Raw genomic sequence first — 21,166 nt, 5'->3', positions numbered from 1 at the left:
CATGGCGGGCAAGCGACGACTCCTCATCCCCGAGGTCATCCAGACATCGGCCATGGACTGCGGCCCCGCGGCGCTGAAGGCGCTGTTCGATGGCTTCGGCGTCCCGGTCAGCTATGGCCGGCTGCGGGAGGCCTGTCAGACGGACGTCGACGGCACCTCGGTCGACGTGCTGGAGGAGCTGGCGGGGAAGCTGGGCATGGACGCCACGCAGGTCGTCCTGCCCCGGGACCACGTGCTCCTGCCGGAGACGCAGGCGCTGCCCGCCATCATGGTGGTGCGCCTGGCCGACAGCAACCTGCACTTCGTCGTCGTCTGGCGGCGCTGGGGCCACCTGATTCAAATCATGGACCCGGCCATGGGGCGCCGCTGGGTGACGGTGACGGAGCTGATGGACCGGCTCTACGTCCACGCCATCGCCGTCCCCGCCGAGGCCTTCCGTGAATGGGCCGGCACCCAGGAGTTCCTCGCGGGCATGCACCTGAGGCTCTCCGCGCTGGTCGGCAAGGCGAGCGCGGAGCGGATGGTCTCCACGGCCCTGGCGGATGCGTCCTGGAAGAGCGTGGCGTGCCTGGACGCGACGACGCGGCTGGTGCAGACGCTGGTGGACGGCGGCGGCGTGGAGCGAGGCGAGGCGACCGCGCGCTTCCTGGAGCAGCTGCTGGTGGAGGCCCACGCGGCGCTCGCGGAGGGGCGCGCGGAGCAGGTCATCCCCGCGTCCTACTGGACGGCGGTGGGAGGCCCGGCCGACGAGGAGGTCACCCTGCGCGGCGTCGTGTGCATCCTGGCCCGAGGCATCCGCCAGGAGCGCGCCGAGGACGAGCCGCCCCTCTCCGCGGACCTCCAGGCCGCCCTGAGCGAGCCGCCGACGCAGCCGCTGCGGGAGCTGGTGGGGCTGATGCGCCGCGACGGCGTGCTCGCGCCCGCCTTCCTCGCCGCCGTCGCGCTGGCGGCGGCCGTGGGCGGCTTCCTGGAGGCGCTGCTGCTGCGCGGCATCATCGACGCGGGGCGCTACCTCACCACGCAGGAGCAGCGGCTCGCGGGCGTCGTGACGCTCCTGGTGTTGATGGGCGTGCTCGTCCTGCTGGAGCTGCCGCTCGCTCAGGGGACGCTGAGGCTGGGCCGAGGACTGGAGCTGCGCTTGCGGCTGGCGTTCCTCGACAAGATTCCGCGCCTGGGGGACCGCTACTTCCGCAGCCGGCTGGTCTCCGACATGGCCCAGCGGTGTCACGGCATCCATCAGGTGCGCACCGTGCCCTCGCTCGCGGTCAGCGTGCTGCGCGCCACCGCGGAGCTGCTCGTCACGACGCTGGGCCTGGTGTGGCTGGCCCCGGGCAGCGCGCCGTTCATCCTCCTGGGCGGAGGGCTCGCGCTCGCGGTTCCGCTGCTCGCCCAGCGCTCGCTGCTGGAGGCGGACCGGAGGATGCGCGACTTCGACGGCGTGCTGTCGCGCTTCTACCTGGACGCCATGCGCGGCGCGGTGGCGCTGCGGGCCCACCGCGCGGAGATGACGCTGAAGCGCGCCCACGAGGAGCCGCTGCACGAGTTCGTCCGCGCCGCGAGGACGCTGCTCAGCCGGGGCATCATCACCGACACGCTGGCCACGCTCGCGGCGACGGGAGGCTCGGTGGCCATCGTCCTCCACGCCATCTCGCGGGGCATCGAGCCGGGCGCCGTGCTGCTGCTCGTGTACTGGGCGCTGGCGCTCGCCACGGTGGGCAAGCAGCTGGCGGACGCGCTGCGCCTGTACCCCGCGGCCTCGTCGCTGACCGGTCGCATGATGGAGCCGCTGCTCGCGCCCGACGAGGTGGGCGCGGGGCTGGAGGACGTGGCCGACGCGCCCCACGCCCAGGCGCAAGGGGGCGTGGGCTTCGCGCTGCGGCAGGTGGAGGTGAAGGCCGCGGGCTTCACCGTGCTGGAGGGCATCGACGTGACGGTGCGGCCCGGGGAGCACGTGGCCATCGTCGGCCCGTCGGGCGCGGGCAAGTCGTCGCTCGTCGGCATCCTGCTGGGCTGGCACCGGCCGTCCTCGGGGCGCGTGGAGGTGGATGGCCAGCTGCTGGAGGGACAGGTGCTCGCGCGCCTGCGGCGGCAGACGGCGTGGGTGGAGCCCGAGGTGACGCTGTGGAACAAGTCGCTGGTGGAGAACCTCGCGTACGGCGTGGAGACGGGTGACGTGCTGCCGCGCGTGGGACAGGCCCTGCGCGCCGCGGACCTCATCGAGTTCCTCGACAAGCTCCCGCAGGGGCTTCAGACGCGGCTGGGCGAAGGCGGCAGCCTGCTGTCGGGCGGCCAGGGGCAACGGGTGAGGTTGGGACGCGCGCTGCTGCGGCCCGGCGTGCGGCTGGCCATCTTCGACGAGCCCTTCCGCGGCCTGGAGCGAGACCGCCGCGCCGCGCTGCTGGAGCGCTCCCGCCAGGAGCTCTCGGGCGCCACGCTGCTGTGCATCATGCACGACATCGAGGAGACGATGACGTTCGACCGCGTCCTCGTCATCCAGGGCGGCAAGCTCGTGGAGGACGCCAACCCCCGGGAGCTCGCCGCGCGCGCGGACTCCGTGTACCGCTCGCTGCTCGACGAGGAGGCCCGCATGCGCGCGACGCTGTCGGGGGGCGGCGGCTGGCGGAGGATGGTGCTGGAGCAGGGCCTGCTCACCGAGCGGCCCGCGACAGGTGGACGAGGCCAGGGGGAGGCGGCGTGAGCACCGGGACGAAATCACCGCTCGCGGGGCTCGGGTGGGCCGTGCAATTGGGCGCGCAGGCCCTGGAGGCCCTCGCGCGCGCCGCGAAGCTGCCGCTGCCTCGCGCCCCCGCCACGGTGGCGGGAGGCTCCCCCGAGGACCTGAACCGGCTGGGGGAGTGGCTGGACGCGGTGGCCCAGTCGCAGGGCCTGGAGCTGGACTTGCGCTACACGCGCCACGCGGAGGTGGAGAGCACGCTGCTGCGCGCCTCCCCCGCCCTGCTGGAGGTCTTCACCGCCGAGGAGGGCCTCCAGCTCATCGCGCTGCTGGGCACCTCCGCGGCGAGAGGCACGGCGCGAATCCTGGCGCCCGACGAGACGGTCCGAGACATCCCCCTGTCGCTGCTCACCACGTCCGTGCAGGCGCTCGTCGAGTGGGACCTGATTCCCACCGTGGACCGGGTCCTGGAGCGGACCCGGCTTCCCGAGCCCCAGCTCACGCGGGCCCGCAAAGCCCTCTTGGGTGCGCAGCTCGCCAACACGCACCTGGTCGCGGCCCGCACGCTGCGGCTGCCGCCCGGGGCGAAGCTCCCGCACCACCTGGGCGCGCTGTCGGCCGCCCCCCGCGTGATGCTCCTGCTGGTGCTGGCGGTGCTCATCCAGGGCTGCGTGCTCGCGGGCTGGTGGCTGATGGGCCAGGGCGCGTTCGAGGGACAGCTGGACACGGGCTGGCTCTGGGCGTGGGCCTTGATGGGACTGACGGCCGTGCCGCTCCAGGCCGCGCTCGCCTGGACGCAGGGCACGCTGGCGCTGGACCTCTCCGCGCTCCTGCGCCGCAGGCTGCTGACGGGGGCGCTGTCGCTCCCCGTGGACGAGGCGCGCCGAGGCGGCATCGGTGAGTACGTCGGGCGGACGTTCGAGAGCGCGGGCATGGAGCAGATGGCGCTCGCGGGCAGTTTCACCAGCCTGCTCGCGGTGGTGGACCTGTCGCTCGCGGCCAGCGTCACGCTGAGCGGGCCCGCGGGCTGGCTCGGGCTCCTCGCGCTGGGGGCGTACTGCGCGGTGCTCGGGGTGCTCGTCGTCCGGCAGTCGCAGCTGTTCAAGGGATGGACGGAGTCGCGGGTGGTGATGACACACGCGCTCATCGAGCGGATGCTCGGCCACCGCACGCGGCTGGCGCAGGAGCAGCCGTCCCGCTGGCATGAAGAGGAGGACCAGGAGCTGGCGCGCTACGCGGAGGCCTCCGAGCGCTGGGACGCGGGCACCGCGCGCGTGATGACGCTCGCGCGCCGGGGGCTGCTGCCGGTGGCCATCATCGCCACCCTCCCGGGCGTGCTCGCGGGGGCCTCCACGGCGAGCATCGCGGTGGGCGTGGGCGCGGCGCTGCTGGGCGCTCGCGCGGTGATGTCCCTGGCCGCGGGCTCCCTGGCCCTCGTGGGCGCGCGGGTGCTCTTCGCGAGCGTGCGTCCCATGCTCGACGCGGCGAGGCTCGCGCCGGGCGCCACCTCCCACGACACGGAGGACGCCGCGCCCCAGGTCGCGCCCCTCACGTCCGGCGACGCGCCGCCCAAGGACCAGTCCCTGCTGGAGCTGCGCGACGTCTTCTTCAAGCACCCCACCTCCCCGCGCGCGGTGCTCGAGCGCACCTCACTGACCCTGCACCCCGGGGAGCGCGTGCTGCTGGAGGGCCCGTCCGGCTCCGGCAAGTCGACGCTCGCCTCCATCCTCACGGGGCTGCGGCGGCAAGGCTCCGGCGTGGTGCTGCTGCGCGGCCTGGACATGGCCACGTGGACGCCCGGCGGCTGGGGCGCGCAAATCGCGGGCGCGCCCCAGTTCCACGAGAACCACATCATCTCCGGCACGCTGGCGATGAACGTGCTCCTGGGGCGCGCCTGGCCCCACACGCAGGACGACCTGAAGCTGGCGCGAGAGCTCTGCGAGGAGCTGGGCCTGGGCGACCTCCTCCAGCGCATGCCCGCGGGCGTCCTCCAGATGGTGGGCGAGCGCGGCTGGCAGCTCTCCCACGGCGAGCAGAGCCGCATCTTCGTCGCGCGCGCCCTGCTCCAGCGCGTCCAGGTCGTGGTGCTCGACGAGGCGTTCGGCGCGCTGGACCCGGTGACGATGCGCAAGGTGATGGCCTGCGTGGAGGCCCGCGCCCCCACGCTCGTCGTCATCGCCCACCCCTGAGGCGGAGAAGAGAACAGCCGTCCGAGGGAGGAACCTCCACCCCCGGACGGCCGTGGGACGAACGAAGGGCGCGTCAGGCCGCGGCGGCGGCGGGCACGGGCGCCACGGACGTCACCTTGACCTCGCCGACGTGGCTCTCGATGGCGATGCCCAGCTCCTCGCGGAACACGTGCAGCAGATAGGGCAGCACGCCCACCGTGGCGAAGCGCAGCCGGTGGTGGATGGAGAGGTCCAGGTTGGTGAAGTGCCGGTCCGGGTGCTGGCGCTGCGTGAGCACGTTCACCTCGCGCTGCACCGTCTCCAGGGCGCCCAGCGCCGCGCGCTCGAGCGTGAGGTACTCGGCGAGCGCCTCCGCCACGTCGTCGGTCAGCTCGGCGCGAGCCCCTTCGGGCACGGCGGCCCGCTCGCGCAGCAGCGTGCGCAGCTCCGCCAGGGCCTGGGTGTGCACGGCGTCCTTGGGAGGCGAGAAGACGTCCGCGATGTTCTGGAGCGTCTCCTCGGTGAAGCCGCGCAGGCCGCGCTGGGCGCGGTCATACATCTCCACGTAGCGGGCCTTGGCCCACTCGCGCTGGACCTCGGTGTGCTGCCGGGTGGGCTTGATGGTCTCCCAGTCCTTCTCGATGCGCTTGCGCAGCCGGCCCCATCCGCTGTCCGCGCGGCCTTCCGCCTGGAGCACCGCGGCGCGAATCTTCTCGAACGCTTGGCACATGTGCGCCCAGAGCGTGAACTGGAGCGAGTAGAGCTGGAGCCCTCGCAGGCCGTAGTCGATGGCGGTGGGAATCTCCGCCAGCCACTTCGGCTCCGGCAGCGGCTCGCCCGCCATGGGCTTGCCGTCCAGCATCGTCGCGAAGAACTCGTCCACCATGTGCGGAGGACCGGCGCACACGCCACGCAGGGACAGGAAGTGGTTGTCGCGCTCCGTCAGGTGGAGGAGCTCCGCCGGGTTCATCGGTGTCTCGTACGGCATCGGCTGCTCGGGGAGGAACATCAGGTAGATGGCCACCATGCGCACGCCGTCGGTGACGCGGAACACCGACGACAGCACCGGGTCCAGCTCCCCATTGGGAATGGGGTCCTTGCCTCGCAGGAGCATCAGCGTCGGCAGCGCCAGCACCGCGCAGCTGAACGCGTGCAGGTCACCCAGCCGCCACTGCCCGTCCGCCATCAGCGGGTAGCGGCGCAGGAACGCCTCGCGCAGGAGGAGCACCGCCTGCAGCGTGGGCTTCCAGTGCTTCGACATGGACTTCAGCGCCGTCACGTTCATCAGCGTGTCGTCGCGGAAGCGGCTGCCCGGGTACGGGCACATGCGCCACTCGGTCTCCATCCGCATGCGCATGGCATCCGGGAAGACGTTGTTCTCGCCGATGTGCCGCCCCTCCGCGTCCAGCGCCGCGTGGGCCACGCGGTGGACCGGCAGCATCGCCTCCAGGAACGCGAACTCCAGGGGCCGACCCACCAGCTTGCGCAGCACCCCTTCGGTGTCGGGGTTCCACCAGAGCGGCTCGGTGGGCGCGGGGCGGGTGGCTTCGAACTCCATCACATGCTTGTGGTACTCGGTCTGCTGCACCTGCTTGGGCGGCTCACGCGACAGGATGTTCTCCGAGAGCAACTGCTCCAGGAGCTCCTTCACCCGCTCCCACGGGTAGGGCTCCCCGTTGCTCCATCGCGTGGCCATGCCCGCCATGAACTCGTCCTGCTTGAGCAGGTTCTCACCGAAGGAGTGGAGGTCCGTCTCCTCGATGCTGATCTCCTTGAGCCCGTAGTAGATGCGCAGCTCGCTCGTGCCCTCGGGTGTCTGGACATACTCACTCATGAACCGACGCCGCATGGGCAGGTACAGCGTCTCATGCGGGTCGATGGGCACGGCTGGCTGAGTCATGCGGCAGCTCCTGGGAGAGGTCCGGGCTCGAGGGAGTCAGTCTACCGGCAGTTGCCCACGCCAGCGCGACCGGTGACAGGCAGCGTCGCGCGGTTCGGGAAGGGCAGCTCCGGGTGGTCGAACGGCGCGCGGTAGGTCGCCACGCGGCAGTCGGTGAGGGCGTTGGCGAGGAAGTCCACCAGCGCGGCGCGCTCGGAGGTGGAGAAGGTGCGCGGGACGATGTCGAGCGACTTCTCCGGGTTCTGGAAGTCACCCCCGCGCGCATAGAAGTCCACCACGTCGTCGAGCGTGGGATAGCCACCGTTGTGGAAGTACGGCGCGTTGAGGCCCACGTTGCGCAGGGTCGGCGTCTTGAAGGCGCCCATGTCGAAGGGCGAGAGGCTGACGGAGTTGGGCACACCGCCGAAGATGCCCAGGTCGCCGCGGGCCAGGTCGTCGTCGGTGGGGCGCACGCCGATGTTGTGGAAGCCCGTGTCGCCGCCGTCGCGGTTGAGCGGGCCGGCGGTCTCGTACCAGCTCACCGTCGCGTCCGACAGCATGGCGCCGGTGTGGCAGTTGATGCACTCACCCTTGCCCACGAAGACGGCCAGGCCCTTGATCTGCTTGGGCGTGAGCGCGGTGAGGTGGCCGGAGAGGAACCGGTCGAACGGCGTCTGGTCCGGGATGAGCGTGGCCTGGTACGCCTGGAGCGCCTCACCCCAGAGGAGGGAGAAGAAGTGGACCGCGACGTTGCCCATCGGGTCGCCGAAGGCCTCGCGGACCATCGCATCGTAGGTGCAGGGCTCGCCGTCGCAGAGGAGCCCGGGGCCGTTGGGGTTGGCCATGTCACCCAGCACGCTGTCCGTGGTGGACACGCGCTGGTGCTGGAGCGGCTGGCGGGGGAGCAGCTTCGCGCCCAGGCCGTCCGGGCCCACGAGGAAGCGGCCGAAGCAGGTCTGCTCGCTGAAGTTCGTCACCGGCCCCGTGGCCTGCGACGCCAGTGACGCGTTCTCGATGCGCACCAGGATGCCCGCCTCGTTGTTGCCGGAGTCACCCCAGATGTTCCACCCGTTGAAGAGGACGTTGGCCTCGCCGCCCCAGAACTGGTTCCGGTAGAAGCCCGAGCCCACCACGGAGGGGCTGTGGCGCGGCCCCACCATGCGGTGCTCGTTGAACGGCGCACCCGGCACCACGACGCACATGTCCGCGCCCGAGGTCAGGTCGGGGTTCAGCCCCGTGAAGGCCGCGCGCAGCGGCCCCTGCGAGCCCACGCGATCATCGCTCGTGATCTTCGCGAGCGTGAAGGTCTGCCCGGGACCGGAGATGCTGTCGAACGTGTTGTCGAAGCCGGGGTGGATGGTGTTGACGCGCCGGTCGTCCGCGCCCGCCGCGAAGTGACACGTGGCACAGGCCGTCTGCCCATCGCCGCTGGTCTGGATGTCCCAGAAGAACGCCTTGCCCAGACGGATGGCCGCGGCCTGGTTGATGATGCGGCTGCCCACCGGCTGAGGCACCGGCTCATGCGCGAGCGGCCGCAGCGACGTCAGCGCCACCAGGTCCAGCAATGCCTGGGCATCCGTCGCCAACTCCTCCTGCTGCACCGGCGCGGGCTTGACGGGCTCCGCCTGTCCTCCCGGCTCGCATGCCGACAAAGAGAGCATGAGCACCGACGCGAAAAGCCCGCGGCCGGGCACACGCGCACCGCGAAACAACGAAGCACGAGCCATTGGGATGCCCCCTTCTCTGGGTGTCAGGACTTGCTTGAGGTTGATTGAGCCAGCGATGTCTCGCCTGACTGACAGTTTTATACCGGTTCTACATTATTCCTGTCCAGACCACCCCACCTCCTCTCAAAATCCAAGACAAACCATCCTGAGAAGACGTGACCCGATGCGCTACATCCGCGAAATGTGTCGAAATTTCCCTCTGCCAGTGACGATGTAGCCCAAATCGATACATCCCCAACGCGCCTGTAGCGGCGGGCGCTACAACCCAGGCGCCCGGAGGCGTTGCGATGTTTCGTTGATACAGAGGAGGCATTTGTCGTTGGCGAAGGCTGGCGTGGCAGGTGCAAGGGGAGTCGTCGCCGCCGGAAGGAAGGCATTCGGGCTGGGCCGGCACCGAATGAGTCCCCTCCTGGCGGAGCAGATCATCCCCCAATGCAAGAGGTAGGTCATTCCATGCAACTGAAGACGATGAGCCGCGTGGTGGCTGCGGCGCTTCTCAGCGTGATGTCGGGCTGTGCGGGTGAGGAGCCCACGAACGCTGGTGGTGACGTCGCCGCGCAGGAGTCGGGTGCGGAGTCGCAGTGCGTGAGCCGGTTCGATGGAATCAACAACTGCGCGTTGGGCAACGCGAAGCTGACGCCCACGGAGAAGGGCCTGAACGTCAGCGGCCTGCGCTCGGCCAAGACGGACGGCGTCGGCAGCCGGTTCGCTCGGGCGACCAGCTGGACGCAGTCGAACGAAATCAAGTTCGGCGGCCCCTCCGGCGTGTGGCAGATGGATGCGCGCTCCGGTGACCAGGTGGTCAGCACCCTGCGCGTGGCGCCGGGCAAGGAGCCGAACACCGCGTACATCACCCCGAGCTTCAGCGGCGCTCCGGGCGGTTCCTCCTACCGGATGAACGTGTACCGCGACGGCGTGCTCCAGGGCTCGTCCACCAACCCCGCCGCGCAGATGATCATCTTCACCAACTGGCGGGACTTCTTCCGCTGGCTCGTGGCCGTCGCCGACTTCTACGAGCTGGACATCATCATCAACAAGACCGGCGAGAAGCCCACGGCTCCGGACAACGTGGGTGCCTGCGGCTGGCGTCTGCGCTCGGAGAGCTCCACCTTCACGGTGAAGGTGGGCGACAAGGAAGTCACGGGCGACACGGTGGAGTTCGTCGAGGAGATCGCGGACGGCCACTACCCGTACAACGGCTTCACGGGCATCGACTCGAAGCTGACCGCCGAGGGGATGAACATCCTGGGCGAGTCGTTCAAGCCGGCGGCGAAGTAATCATCGCCACACCCCGCGCCTGAAGGTGCGCGGGTTCTCGTGCCGGGCGAAAGCCTCCACTTCCGCCCGGCACGCTCTTCACCGTGTCCTGGAGACGCTCCGATGAGACGGCGGCTGTATGGGTTGGGCATCCCTCTTGGAGCGCTGCTGCTCACCGCCGTGTGGGCGCAGGCCGCGCGCCGTTCCGCTCCCGCGCTCCTGGACTTGGGGCCGCTCGCCACCGCCGTGGAGCCGGGCGAGGAGTCCCCCGGCGGCACCACCACGGTGACGGACATGGGGCGCAATGCGTTCGGACGCTCGCCGCCGAACATGGACCGCTCGCGCTGGCCTGAGTTCCATCTGGGCAAGCGGGTGTTCGACCGCGACTGGAGCGACCCCGACCACCTGCCGGGTCTGGGCCCGCTGTACAGCGCGAACTCCTGCATGACGTGTCATGTGAAGGATGGGAAGGGACGACCTCCCGCATCGCCCGCCGAGCCCGTCGTCTCCCTGGCGTTCCAGTTGGGTTCCGCCTCGGGCCCCGGACCGCATCCCGTGTATGGCGAACAGCTGGACCTGCACCGGCTCGGCGAGGCCCGAGGCGAGGGCACCGTCGAGGTGAGCTACGACGAGCTCCCCGGCGAGTTCGCCTCGGGAGAGCCGTACTCGCTGCTGCGGCCCCGCTACCGGTTCAAGGACCTGGCCCACGGCCCCCTGGGTGAGGGCACGCCGTTCTCCGCGCGTGTCGCGCCCGCCAACTTCGGACTGGGCTTGCTGGAGGCGATTCCCGAGGAGGCCCTGCTCGCGCTCGCGGACCCGGATGACCGGGACGGCGATGGCATCTCCGGGCGCGCCAACCAGGTGCTGGACGTCACCGAGGGCCACACGCGGATGGGCCGCTTCGGCTGGAAGGCCAACCAGCCCACCCTGCTCCAGCAAGTCACTCACGCGCTGGTGGCGGACATGGGCTTGACGACGCCCGTCTATCCGCGCGCGCAGGAGCCCCAGCAGGCCGCCGCGACGCCCGACGTGAAGGACTATGACCTGGAGCGGCTCGTCTTCTACACGCGGCTGTTGGCGGTCCCCCAGCGCCGGGACTGGGACGCGCCCGGCGTGCTGAGAGGCAAGGCGGTGTTCCGCGCCCTCGGCTGCGCGGCGTGCCATGTGGACCGCGCGTTCGAGACGGTGGACGTGCCCGGCTTCCCCGAGCTGTCGAAGCAGCGCATCCAGCCCTACTCGGACCTGCTGTTGCATGACCTGGGCGAGGGGCTCGCGGATGGCCGTCCGGATGGGCTGGCCACGGGCCGGGAGTGGAGGACGCCGCCGCTGTGGGGCATCGGCCTGACGGCCACGGTGAGCGGACACACGCGGTTCCTGCATGACGGACGCGCGAGGAACGTCGAGGAGGCCGTGCTGTGGCACGGTGGCGAGGCCGACCCCGCGCGGGAGCGCTACACGCGGCTGCGCCGGGAGGACCGGGAGGCGCTGCTCGCGTTCCTCGGCTCGCTCTGAGTCTCCTGACACGGGGGCGGCTGGCGAGACTTCCTCGGTGACGCTACGTTCGAGAGGGCGTTGCTCTCTTCCTGGAAGCCTCCCTTGGAACTCTCCTTGAATCCCGCCCGGCGCACCGACCTCGGCAAGCGCGCGGGTGTCACCGGCGGCCTGTTGGGCGTGCTGTGTGTGTTCACTGAATTCTGCTTCCTGTTTCCGCACCTGCTGGTGTCCGCGGACGGACGGGCCTTCTACTCGGAGCACCTGGGCCTGTTCCGAGGCATCCTCCAGGTCGCCATCATCACCACCTTCCTGCTGGGCGCCTTCAGCGTGTTCAGCCTGCGCTCCAAGGCCCATGGCGGCATCGCCATCGTGCTCGCGCTGGTGGCCCTGCTCCTGGGTGGCAGCGAGGCGGAGCCCCTCACCCACCAGCCGCGCGCGATGAGCGCGGGCCTGGACTACTTCGTGCTGGAGCTCCTCGTGCTGGGGTTGCTGTTCATCCCCATGGAGCGGCTGTGGGGGCTGCATGAGCAGCGCATCTTCCGCGAGGGCTGGCAGACGGACCTCAAGCACTTCTTCGTCAGCCACGTGGGCGTGCAGCTCATCTCCTTCGCGGTGCTGATTCCCGTGCAGGTCTTCTTCGCCTGGGCGGTGCGCGCGGACTTCCAGGCCCACGTCGCCGCCCAGCCGGTGTGGCTGCAGTTCTTCGAGATTCTCTTCGTGGTGGACCTGGTGAGCTATTGGGTTCACCGCGCCTTCCACCAGATTCCGTGGATGTGGAAGTTCCACGCCATCCATCACTCCAGCCTGCAGATGGACTGGCTGGCCAGCTCGCGCTCGCATCTGGTGGATGTGTTGGTCAACCGGGTGGCGGGCTTCGTCCCCGTGTTCCTCCTGGGCTTCAGCCCGTCCGCCATCTACGGCTACCTCGTCTTCGTCTCCTTCCACGCCGTCTACATCCACGCCAACGTGAGCCATCGCTGGCCCTACCTGCGCTGGCTGTTCGCGACGCCCGAGTTCCACCACTGGCACCACACGTCGGACGAGGAAGGCATCGACAAGAACTTCGCCGTCTTCCTCTCGTTCATCGACGTGATTTTCAGGACCGCGCACCTGCCGGCCCACTGGCCGTCACGGTATGGGACGACGCAGTTCCAGCCGCCGGAGACGTACCTGGGACAGCTCGCCTATCCGTTCAAGCGCCATGAGGAGACGCCCTACGGATAGGCGAGGAGGTGTGTGGCCTAGAGGAAGAGGTTCTCTGGAATCGGCGTGACGGTCTGGAAGACGTAGCCGGCCGTGCCCGCCGAGGACGAGATGCCCGTGGCGCCGCCGGAGCCACCGTTGCCGCCCGATGCGCCGCCACCGCCGCCCGCGGTGGTGGCGGTGCTCGCGCCCGTCGGCCCTTCCGAGGTGCCGGCGGAGCCTCCGTTGATGTTGGTCGCGCCCGTCAGCGTGATGGGGGCCGAGGAGAACAGACTGATGATGCCTCCTCCGCCGCCACCGCCGCCGCCCTTGCCGGGGCTCGGGTTGCCCGTGTTGTCTCCCGCCCCGCCGTTGGCGCCCACGGCGTTCACGCTGCCTCCGATGTTGATGGCCGTCCTGCCGACGATGGCGACGATGCCGCCGCCGCCGCCGCCACCGCCCGGCACGTTCGCGCCGTCCGCGGCGGAGGTTCCGGCATCACCATTGGCGTGGATGGAGCCCCCGCTCTGGATGCGGACCGTGCCCTGCGTGAAGATGACGAGTGTGCCGCCCCCATCGCCCCCGACGACGGACAAGGTCTTCGCTCCGGAACCGCCGCCCTTGACGCCCGGTCGCAGCTGAGCGGCCTGGAACGGTTGCAGCCCGAGCCCCCCCGCCGGCTCGCTCGCGGGAATGCGCGCCACCCCCGCCTCCGCGGGCCCCACGCCGTTATCGGAGGAGGACTGGTCGACGATGATGGAGCCCGTCGAGGTGATGGTGAAGTCACCCGTCGTCCGGATGACCGTGCCACTGGGCACGATGAGCGTCGACGAGATGGTCAAGTGGGTGAACTGCAGCGTGGCCCGCCCCTGCGCGACGAGGTTGTTGTAGCCCGTGGAGGTCGTCAGGTCGGTCGTGCCGTTGATGGTCCACGCCCCCGACGACCCATCGCCGTAGATGCCCGTCGAGCCCGGCGGGCCCGGGTCGCCCTTCGCTCCTGTCGCGCCGGCCGGCCCCGTGGCTCCAGTGGCTCCCGTGGCGCCGGTCGCTCCCGCGGCTCCCGTCGCACCTGGCGAGCCCGGGTCGCCCTTCGGCCCCGTGGCGCCAGTTGCTCCCGTGGCTCCCGTGGCGCCGGTCGCTCCTGGAGCACCCGTCGCACCTGGCGAGCCCGGGTCGCCCTTCGGCCCCGTGGCGCCAGTTGCTCCCGCGGCTCCGGTCGACCCCGTCGCGCCCGGGGGCCCCGGGATTCCCTGCGGCCCCTGCGCGCCGGTGCACACGTAGCGCGTCAGCGCCGCGGTCACCTCTCCCGAGTCCAGCGTGCCGTTGCCATTGGTGTCGAGGCCGAACTGGAGCCGCACGCCCCCGACGGCACAGTTCGCGCCCGCGGGCTCCACGGCCGTCGCCGACAGCGCATGCAGTCCCGCCGCGCCCGCCGGCCCGGTATCGCCGCGCGGGCCCTGGATGCCCTGCCCCCCTTGTGGACCTTGGACACCTGGTGGCCCTTGGAGTCCCTGCGGCCCTTGCGAGCCATTGCAGACGTAGCTGGAGGCCTCCACCTCGGCATCATCGAGCGCGCCGTCACCGTCGTCATCGGCGCCGGCCTCGAGCTTCACGCCGCCCAGGGCACAGTGGGCGCCCACGGCCTCCGGCGTGGCGCGGGCGACCGCATTCTTACCCGCCTCGCCCTGAGGCCCACCGGCGGGCCCCACCGGGCCTTGCGGTCCCTCCGCGCCCACGGGGCCTCGTTCGCCCGTGTCACCCTTGGGCCCTTGCTGTCCCTGAGGTCCTGGGTCTCCCTGCGTCCCTTCCGTACATGCCGACAGCACCAGGAGGGTCGTCATCGGTAGAGCGCGAAGCAGCCCCTGCCCCCACAGGGGATATCGCCAGTTCATCTGAGCCATGGTGTTCCTCCTCATCGCGACAACTCGGGATGGTGTCCGAGAGCAAGCGACGAGCCAGGGTGTCTCAACCCTGTAGGACACAGCCGACCTGACAGGGCGCCCCCTGAGACGCGCTCGGCGACCTCCGTGCGAGAGCGCCCCGGCGCGTTCATCCTGAACGCACTCAGCGTCTACGCGGAACGCAGGCCCCGCCGGGAGACGCAGCGCGTCCAGGACCGTGCCTGGCGCGCATGGAAACACCCTGATCCCGTCGGTGAAATCATCATCGGGCCCACGGAAGGCCCGTCGAGCAGGGTGTTGAAGGAGTCCTGATTTCATACAGGGACGGGGGCGGGCCAGTCGTTGATGGCGCTCTCGACCTCGTCATCAAGCGGTGGTGCGTGTAGCAGCGACCTGGTGGCCAGAAGTGCCAGGCACATCAGGTGGTACGCGGCTCCCACCTGGTACGCCGCCACCTCCGTCCGCTCTCGTGGGCGGACGCGACGGCGGCCATTCAGCAGGGCCCTTCTCGACACCAGGCGAGGGCCTGGCGCCGGAGGGGGTGCCTCCCAGGGAGTGGGAGAGAAGAGATGGTCGTGGACGTTTCCGAAGATGTTCCACTGCTGCTGATAGGAGTAGCGGCACTCCCAAAGCCTGACTTTGCGGCTGCGGAAGTTGTCGATGCAGTGGGCGGAGTTCCGATACAGGACAGCATGTCTTGAGAAGTCGTAGGGGCTGGCCACCGACAGTCTCGACCGTCACCTGCTGACGATCTCGAGACCGCGGTCAACGAGCAGCCCGAGCACGTCCCGCAGACCCGGCTTGGAGCCCCCCTCCACTGAACGCGCCGCACGCACCCGCGCGGTGCATCGTCGCGCAGGTGCTGCTCGCGGACGAGCTGTATGTCTATGGATCGGACCCATGCCTGGACACACCGCGCGGCATCCCAGTGCTGACGCCGCTCTTCGTCCGCGAGATTCCCCACGGACTGTTGGCCGCCGCGGACACCGCGATGCTGCAACGGATTACGCTGGCCGACGACACTCCGTCACGCGGTCCATCCATTGACATCGCGCGGCTTCGGGAGGAGTTGGGCGCCATATCCTCCTGAGCATCAGGACCTCGAGCCCAGGAGGTTCTGCGCTCAACTCACGTCACCGGACCTTGCCGCGCTGCTCGGCCAGTTGCTTGTTGAAGCTCTTCTCGGCGGAGTCCGCGTAGGCCTTGCAGCTCATCGCCTTCGCACCGGCCGCGGCTCCCGCCGTGTAGTCCCAATTGCTCGAGCCCGGATGCGGGGTCAACAACACATCGCAAGGCAGCGCGCGCACGGTGGCGAAGCTGCGCCGGTAGTCCTCGACGATGCGCGGATAGCGCGGGTGTCCCAGGAGCCGATAACCCGGGGCACTGAGGCTGTCGGCGTAGACGATGCGGACCGGCTTGCCGTCGCGGGTATCGGTCCACGTCCAGCCGATGCTGCCCGGGGTGTGCCCCGGCATGAAGTGCGCGGTGAACTCGACGCCCCCCTGTGAGACGACCTCACCGTCCATGACCACGCGGTCGGCCACGACGGGTGGGAAGGTGATGGAGTCGCCATAGTGCAGGTCGTCGCTGCCCCCGCGCGCCAGCAGCACCGCCGACTCGGCGCTGGCGACGACTCGCGCTCCGGTGCGGCGCTTCAGCTCGGCGAAGGGGCCGGCATGGTCGGTGTGTGCGTGGCTGCTCAGAATCAGCCGCAGGTCCTTCGGTTCGAAGCCGCGACGCTTCAGGTTGGCGAGCAGATGCTCCGCCATCTGCGGCATGCCCCCATCGAGCAGCACCAGGCCATCCTTCGTCTCCACCAACAGGGCCGTGAGTTCCTCGGTGCCGATCTGCCAGGTGCGGTCCGCGATGCGCAGCGGCTCCATGGGCTTCAACCAGGACGCGTCAACGGTATAGGCCTGCAACTGTGGCAGCGTCGTCGAGGCCGGCTCCGCGGCAACGGCGGCGGTGGAGTTCAACAGAGAGACGGAGAGGGCGCAGATGAAGGTCTGGATGCGCATGGTGAACGAAGGGGCTGGAGGATCACACAAACCTACCACGCGACCCTGAACAGACGGTTCACGCGGTCGCAGACCTCTGTAACCGAAAACGGGGATGAACATACCGGGGGCGACGACCTCCCATGTCCCGGAGAGATCCCATGGCCCCGATTCGACCCAAGCGCCTGTCTCCACCCGCGCAACCGGAAACGACCGCATGGCCCCTCTCGACAGCAACCACACTGGGAGCGTCGGCCAAGACATCCGAGCAGCACGCGCCGTCTCAGTTCGACGGCAAGATTTTCGGTGCCCATGGCCGTGTCTACGACAGCCACACCCCGCTCAATGACGTCCCCGGGACGCGTCCGCAGCCAGGAACCCAGCCCCCTCGAGGAATGGAGGAACACTACGGGCGCGAGGGGAAGATGTTCTTCGTCAATGGAGTCCAGAACTTGCCCGAGGACCTTCTCGCGAGCGTCCAAGCCCTCGCGGATCGCACAGGCTCGGAGGTTGTTGGCATCTACAACGCCGCGGACCCGCACGCTGGCGACAGAGAACGCGTCTTCGACGACAAGCTCGGTATGGCGGGGACTCCAGCCACCCACACGCTGGCGAAAGGAATCTACGCGGAACTCGAGGGCGGCCGCAGCCCGCACCTCGTGGCGCATGGTCAAGGAGTCAACATCACGTCGAATGCGTTGACGGCGGTCCGGCAGCAATTGATTCGCGAGGGCAGGTCGCCCGCGGAAGCCGAGAAGGCGCTGTCGTCCATCAAGGTCGAGACCTACGGCAGCACCGCCAAGAGATTCCCCGACGGTCCGAAGTACCTCCACTACATGAACCTGAGCGACTTCATCGCAGCGGATGTTGGCGGTCCCCATCACCTGTTCGGGCATGCGGGACGGGGCGCGCGGCTCCACACCTTCGACAGCGGTTGGCCGCTCATCTCCCACGGATTCGCCAATCCCTACTTGACGGAGCGGACCCCCTTCGACCCGGCCTACAGCGCCCCCGAGCGTTAGCAGCACGGCGCCGCTGTCGGGCCGCTCCTCTACAGACTTCCCCCAGGTCGGCGGCTAGGGTGCGCGGCATGAAGAGTCATGCCACCTTCGTCTTCGCCGACGGCGCCTGCTCCGGCAACCCGGGTCCGGGAGGCTGGGGCGTCATCATCGCCACGCCGGATGGCCAGGTGGTGGAGCTGGGCGGGCATGAGCCGGAGACGACCAACAACCGGATGGAGCTCACCGCCGTGGGTAAGGCGCTGCGCCACCTGGAGGCGACCCCTGGCCCGCTGCACATCCACACCGACTCCACCTATGTGATTCAAGGCATCACCCGCTGGGCCTTCGGCTGGAGCAAGCGCGGCTGGAAGACGGCCGATGGCAAGGAGGTGGCCAACACCGCCTACTGGAAGCGCCTGATGGCGCTCCTCGCCCAGCGCAAGCAGGTCCACACCGGTGAGGCCGCCGCGGTGGAGTGGCACTACGTCCGAGGCCACGTGGGCGTCCCCGGCAACGAGCGAGTCGACGCCATCGCCGTGTCCTTCTCCCGAGGCAAGGGACAGCGGCTCTACACGGGCGCACTGTCGACCTACGAGGTGGACATCCACGACGTACCCGAGGACACCTCGGTGCCCGAGGAGTCCCCCAAGCAGCGCGAGGCCAAGGCCAAGGCCCACTCATACCTGAGCCAGGTGGGCCGCAGCGTGAAGCGGCACGCGACGTGGGCCGCGTGCGAGCGCCGCGTGAAGGGTGTCTCGGACGCGCGCTTCAAGAAGACACGCAGCGCCGAGGACGAAGCCCAGATCCTGGACGACTGGGGCGTGCGCCCCGAGGACGTTCAATCCGAGGACTGAGCCGCCCCACCCCGCACCGCCGTCAGCAGCAAGTCGTACTTGCCTCCCAGGAACGTGCGGAAGCCGTGCTGGTGCAGGTAGCGGCGGTAGAACGACAGGTCCTTCACCAACAGGGAGAGGTCCGGCTCGCGGAGGTTGCGCACCCGCGCGCCGTAGACCACCTCCCCATCCCGAAAGCGGGAGTTGGGGAACCCCAGCACCAACGTCGCTTGCGGCTCCAGGTGCTCCTGCACCAGCCTGCGCAGGAGCGCGTGGTCATCCACGCCAGGGCTCTGCAACGTGCCCACGGATATCACCAGGTGGAACCGCCCCAGCGCCTCCGGAAGCGCGTTGAGGTCCGCGGCGATGAAGCGATGCCGCGCATCCGGGAAGCGGGCCCGCGCCTCCGCCAACGCACTGGCGCTGTGGTCCACCCCGACGAAGGTGACGTCCGGTGCGGGGTCCAACCACGCGAAGGCCGCCAGCTCATCGCCCCGGTTCACGCCAAGGTCCAGCACTCGAGCCCCCTCGGGCAGGCTCACCCGCCCGAGCGCCTCCAACCACGGCAGCAGGAACCCCGCGTCCTCGAGCTTCCTCACCCGGGCGAAGGCGGAGTCCGCGCCATACCGCTCCTCGACGGGAGCGGCCTCGGAAGCACTCGCACCTCCCGCATGCCACGACGCCTCCCCGCCCAGCGCCTCGAAGGTCAGCGAGACATGCGTGGCATCCACCCCGCGGGGCGTGAGCAACCGGCAGGACAAGCCCTCCGCCAGGTCACACCAGCTGCGCAGGGGCCGATGCATCAACCCACCCTCCGGCCCGACCTGCTCGCCCGAGTAACAGCCGGGGCCCAGGTCCGGGTCTGGCACCTCGATGCACACGCGCCTCGCCCCCGCGAGCACCGCCCTCACATGGCGGAGGATGACGATGAGCGGCTCGTCGTGGAAGCGACGCGGGAGAGGCACGGCACCAGGGGAAGAAGACATCACCGCCAGACTACCCCGAGGACCTCGGCGACTCCTCGAAAGTCCGCGCCCACCGGGTGAGCCGCGCGGTCCTCGAACGGCCGGCGACTCTTCCCGGGAGCACCTCCCACGTCAGGACGACTGCCGCTGACTCAGCGCCACGCTGCCCAGGATGAGCGTGCCGGCGACCACCATCGTGAGCGTCACCGGCTCCCCCAACAGCAACCACGACCAGGCCACACCGAACAACGGCACCAGGTAGGTCACCGTGACGGCGCGGGCCGCGCCGATGCGAGCGATGAGGCGGTAGTAGACGACATAGCCCGCCCCGGTGCAGACCACGCCCAGCGCCACCGCGGCCAGCCAGGACGTCCCCGGGATGGACTGCGCGGGCCACGTGGCCAGCGCGAACGGCAGCGTCATCAGCGCGGCGAACCCCAACGTGGCGGCGGCCACCGCGCCGGCCGGAACCCCCGTCAGGTGGCGGCGCACCATGTTCGCGGAGATGCCGTACAGGAACGCGGCGAACACCGCCGCGGCCACCGCGAGCCCAGGACTCGCCCCTTCAATCTTCGAGCTGGCGAGCACCACCACCCCCGCGAAGCCGATGGCCAGCGCCACCGCGCGGCGGGAGGTGATGCGCTCCTTGTAGAACAGGAACGCCACCAGCGAGGTGAAGAGCACCGTCATGCTGTTGGCGATGGCGCTGATGCCCGCGGGCGCCTGCCGCGCGGCCCACGCGAAGAGGACGAAGGGCACCGCCGCGTTGAGCGCCCCCACCAGCGCCAGCTTCGGCCAATGCGCGCGGGTGATGGCCGAGCGGGCCTTCAGGAGGAAAGGCATGAGCACCAACGACCCCATCACCAGCCGGACGGCGACGAGCGGAAAGGGGCCGAAGTCCGCCGCGGCGATGCGCATGAACATGAACGACGCGCCCCACACGGCGGCCAGGCCGCCCAGCTCCAGGGGGGTCAACCAGCTTCCAGACACAGGGGAGACAGCGGGACGTGCAATCAGAGGAGTGCTCATGGGCTTTCACCTGGGAGCGCGAGACACGAATCTCGCTCCGGTCGCTCACTATCTGCGCGCTCGGCCCTCCCGCCGCAACTTCATGGTATTGAAGGCAGCCACAAATGTGATTTGAGGCTCGCATGCCCCTCCCCACCGCGTGGCTGCCGGCCCTCGCCGCCTTCGAGGCCGCCGCCCGGCACCAGAACTTCGCCCACGCGGCCCAGGAGCTTCACTTGACGGCCAGCGCCGTCAGCCACCATGTGCGCAAGCTGGAGGGACTGCTCGGCGTCTCCCTCTTCCAGCGCCACGCGCGCGGCGTGGTGCTGACCATCGAGGGGCGCCAACTCGCGGACGCCGCCGGCGGAGCCCTGGCAGACCTCCACGACGTGCTCCGAGACCTGGGGGACACCCGAGGCGAGCGCCACCTCGTGCGGGTCACCACCCTGTACTCCGTGGCGCACACCTGGCTCCTGCCTCGCCTGCCCGACTTCTCCGCCGCCCATCCGCAGATGCGCGTGCGGGTCGACACGGAGATGGCGTTGACGCGCTTCGACGACGGGGGCCCGGACCTGGGCATCCGCTTCGGCCCGGGGCAGTGGCCCGGGATGACGGCCCACTCCCTGATGGGAGACGCGCTCTTCCCCGTGGCCTCGCCCATGCTCCCGGGCGTCGAGCACGTCCAGGGCCCCGCCGACATCCAGCGGCTCCCGCTCATCGAGGACCTCGCGCGCCAGGGCTGGCAGGACTGGTTCCGCGCGGCGGAGGTCCACGGCGCCACGCTCGATGTCCGCCACAGCTTCAGCGACACCAGCAACGCGCTGCTCGCGGCCTCGAAGGGCATGGGCGCCGCGCTCGCGCGAGAGCGCGTCTCGGAGCCCTTCCTCTCCAGTGGAAGCCTGGTCCGACTCCCCGGGCCCCTGCTCCCCACCCGCTACGCCTACTTCGTGGTGTACCCCTCCCACCGTCGGCTCCGGGCCGCCGCGCGCCTCTTCCTCGACTGGCTCCTCGCCCAACCCGGACGCTCGCCCCCGCAGCGCGCCACGCCCAAGCCGCCCACGCCGTAAGCCCCCACCCGGA

General features: G+C 70.0%; 14 protein-coding genes. 8 read left to right on the top strand and 6 right to left on the bottom strand.

The features are described from left to right. The first annotated feature begins 1 nt into the window (after position 1). Together MYSTI_RS12825 and MYSTI_RS12820 are read left to right on the top strand one after the other, a co-directional pair. On the top strand, positions 2 to 2,698 hold the full coding sequence (locus MYSTI_RS12825; protein ID WP_015348181.1) for an ATP-binding cassette domain-containing protein: 2,697 nt from the start codon (positions 2 to 4) through the stop codon (positions 2,696 to 2,698). Beyond that, positions 2,695 to 4,863 (top strand): ATP-binding cassette domain-containing protein, encoded by a 2,169-nt coding sequence (locus MYSTI_RS12820; RefSeq protein WP_015348180.1) that lies wholly within the window; start codon positions 2,695 to 2,697, stop codon positions 4,861 to 4,863. The genes MYSTI_RS12825 and MYSTI_RS12820 overlap by 4 nt, the downstream gene beginning before the upstream one ends. A gap of 73 nt (positions 4,864 to 4,936) precedes the next feature. Here the strand turns inward: MYSTI_RS12820 and MYSTI_RS12815 are convergent, their stop codons facing one another. Next, positions 4,937 to 6,742, bottom strand: coding sequence for a hypothetical protein (locus tag MYSTI_RS12815; RefSeq protein WP_015348179.1), 1,806 nt, complete (start codon positions 6,740 to 6,742; stop codon positions 4,937 to 4,939). A 41-nt stretch (positions 6,743 to 6,783) separates the two neighbouring features. Continuing rightward, complete coding sequence (locus tag MYSTI_RS12810) at positions 6,784 to 8,382, bottom strand: cytochrome-c peroxidase (RefSeq protein ID WP_144370066.1); 1,599 nt, start codon at positions 8,380 to 8,382, stop codon at positions 6,784 to 6,786. A 519-nt stretch (positions 8,383 to 8,901) separates the two neighbouring features. Here MYSTI_RS12810 and MYSTI_RS12805 point away from each other — a divergent pair. The 3 genes from MYSTI_RS12805 to MYSTI_RS12795 all read left to right on the top strand — a co-directional run bounded on the left by MYSTI_RS12805 (position 8,902) and on the right by MYSTI_RS12795 (position 12,423). Then, positions 8,902 to 9,726, top strand: coding sequence for a hypothetical protein (locus MYSTI_RS12805; RefSeq protein WP_015348177.1), 825 nt, complete (start codon positions 8,902 to 8,904; stop codon positions 9,724 to 9,726). A 102-nt stretch (positions 9,727 to 9,828) separates the two neighbouring features. Continuing rightward, positions 9,829 to 11,217, top strand: a complete 1,389-nt coding sequence (locus tag MYSTI_RS12800; protein ID WP_015348176.1) for a di-heme oxidoreductase family protein — start codon at positions 9,829 to 9,831, stop codon at positions 11,215 to 11,217. Between the two features lie 84 nt (positions 11,218 to 11,301). Further along, on the top strand, positions 11,302 to 12,423 hold the full coding sequence (locus MYSTI_RS12795; protein ID WP_015348175.1) for a sterol desaturase family protein: 1,122 nt from the start codon (positions 11,302 to 11,304) through the stop codon (positions 12,421 to 12,423). 17 nt (positions 12,424 to 12,440) lie between these two features. Here MYSTI_RS12795 and MYSTI_RS45285 read toward each other — a convergent pair whose 3' ends face one another. Then, positions 12,441 to 14,282: a DUF7151 family protein gene (locus MYSTI_RS45285; RefSeq protein ID WP_015348174.1), complete on the bottom strand. Its 1,842-nt coding sequence runs from the start codon at positions 14,280 to 14,282 to the stop codon at positions 12,441 to 12,443. Between the two features lie 1,133 nt (positions 14,283 to 15,415). Further along, on the bottom strand, positions 15,416 to 16,300 hold the full coding sequence (gene bla, locus MYSTI_RS12780) for a subclass B3 metallo-beta-lactamase (RefSeq protein ID WP_015348172.1): 885 nt from the start codon (positions 16,298 to 16,300) through the stop codon (positions 15,416 to 15,418). A 140-nt stretch (positions 16,301 to 16,440) separates the two neighbouring features. Here bla and MYSTI_RS12775 point away from each other — a divergent pair, with 140 nt between their 5' ends. Beyond that, positions 16,441 to 17,301: a hypothetical protein gene (locus MYSTI_RS12775; protein ID WP_015348171.1), complete on the top strand. Its 861-nt coding sequence runs from the start codon at positions 16,441 to 16,443 to the stop codon at positions 17,299 to 17,301. 68 nt (positions 17,302 to 17,369) lie between these two features. Beyond that, positions 17,370 to 18,134, top strand: coding sequence for an RNase H family protein (locus MYSTI_RS12770; RefSeq protein WP_015348170.1), 765 nt, complete (start codon positions 17,370 to 17,372; stop codon positions 18,132 to 18,134). On the opposite strand, the gene MYSTI_RS12765 is transcribed toward MYSTI_RS12770, so the two are convergent. Further along, positions 18,119 to 19,099, bottom strand: a complete 981-nt coding sequence (locus tag MYSTI_RS12765) for a class I SAM-dependent methyltransferase (RefSeq protein ID WP_015348169.1) — start codon at positions 19,097 to 19,099, stop codon at positions 18,119 to 18,121. The two genes, MYSTI_RS12770 and MYSTI_RS12765, sit on opposite strands and share 16 nt — an antisense overlap. Positions 19,100 to 19,210: 111 nt before the next feature. Further along, positions 19,211 to 20,107 carry a DMT family transporter gene (locus MYSTI_RS12760; protein ID WP_015348168.1) on the bottom strand — a complete coding sequence of 299 codons (897 nt, stop codon included), beginning with the start codon at positions 20,105 to 20,107 and terminating at the stop codon, positions 19,211 to 19,213. A gap of 122 nt (positions 20,108 to 20,229) precedes the next feature. Between MYSTI_RS12760 and MYSTI_RS12755 the strand changes: the two genes are divergently transcribed. Beyond that, the gene (locus tag MYSTI_RS12755) at positions 20,230 to 21,153 is read left to right on the top strand and encodes a LysR substrate-binding domain-containing protein (RefSeq protein ID WP_015348167.1); all 924 of its coding nucleotides are present in this window, start codon (positions 20,230 to 20,232) and stop codon (positions 21,151 to 21,153) included. The last annotated feature ends 13 nt before the right edge of the window (positions 21,154 to 21,166 follow it).

The sequence above is a fragment of the Myxococcus stipitatus DSM 14675 genome (genome assembly GCF_000331735.1).
Lineage (GTDB): Bacteria > Myxococcota > Myxococcia > Myxococcales > Myxococcaceae > Myxococcus > Myxococcus stipitatus.
The sequence above is the reverse complement of the archived record's forward strand: the minus strand, read 5'-3'. Positions and strand labels throughout refer to the sequence as shown.

Coding starts and splice junctions, on each gene's coding strand:
- MYSTI_RS12825 (WP_015348181.1), top strand. CDS start 2: ATGGCGGGCAAGCGACGACTCCTCATCCCCGAGGTCATCCAGACATCG.
- MYSTI_RS12815 (WP_015348179.1), bottom strand. CDS start 6,742: ATGACTCAGCCAGCCGTGCCCATCGACCCGCATGAGACGCTGTACCTG.
- MYSTI_RS12810 (WP_144370066.1), bottom strand. CDS start 8,382: ATGCTCTCTTTGTCGGCATGCGAGCCGGGAGGACAGGCGGAGCCCGTC.
- MYSTI_RS12805 (WP_015348177.1), top strand. CDS start 8,902: ATGCAACTGAAGACGATGAGCCGCGTGGTGGCTGCGGCGCTTCTCAGC.
- MYSTI_RS12800 (WP_015348176.1), top strand. CDS start 9,829: ATGAGACGGCGGCTGTATGGGTTGGGCATCCCTCTTGGAGCGCTGCTG.
- MYSTI_RS45285 (WP_015348174.1), bottom strand. CDS start 14,282: ATGGCTCAGATGAACTGGCGATATCCCCTGTGGGGGCAGGGGCTGCTT.
- bla (WP_015348172.1), bottom strand. CDS start 16,300: ATGCGCATCCAGACCTTCATCTGCGCCCTCTCCGTCTCTCTGTTGAAC.
- MYSTI_RS12775 (WP_015348171.1), top strand. CDS start 16,441: ATGGCCCCGATTCGACCCAAGCGCCTGTCTCCACCCGCGCAACCGGAA.
- MYSTI_RS12770 (WP_015348170.1), top strand. CDS start 17,370: ATGAAGAGTCATGCCACCTTCGTCTTCGCCGACGGCGCCTGCTCCGGC.
- MYSTI_RS12765 (WP_015348169.1), bottom strand. CDS start 19,099: ATGTCTTCTTCCCCTGGTGCCGTGCCTCTCCCGCGTCGCTTCCACGAC.
- MYSTI_RS12760 (WP_015348168.1), bottom strand. CDS start 20,107: ATGAGCACTCCTCTGATTGCACGTCCCGCTGTCTCCCCTGTGTCTGGA.
- MYSTI_RS12755 (WP_015348167.1), top strand. CDS start 20,230: ATGCCCCTCCCCACCGCGTGGCTGCCGGCCCTCGCCGCCTTCGAGGCC.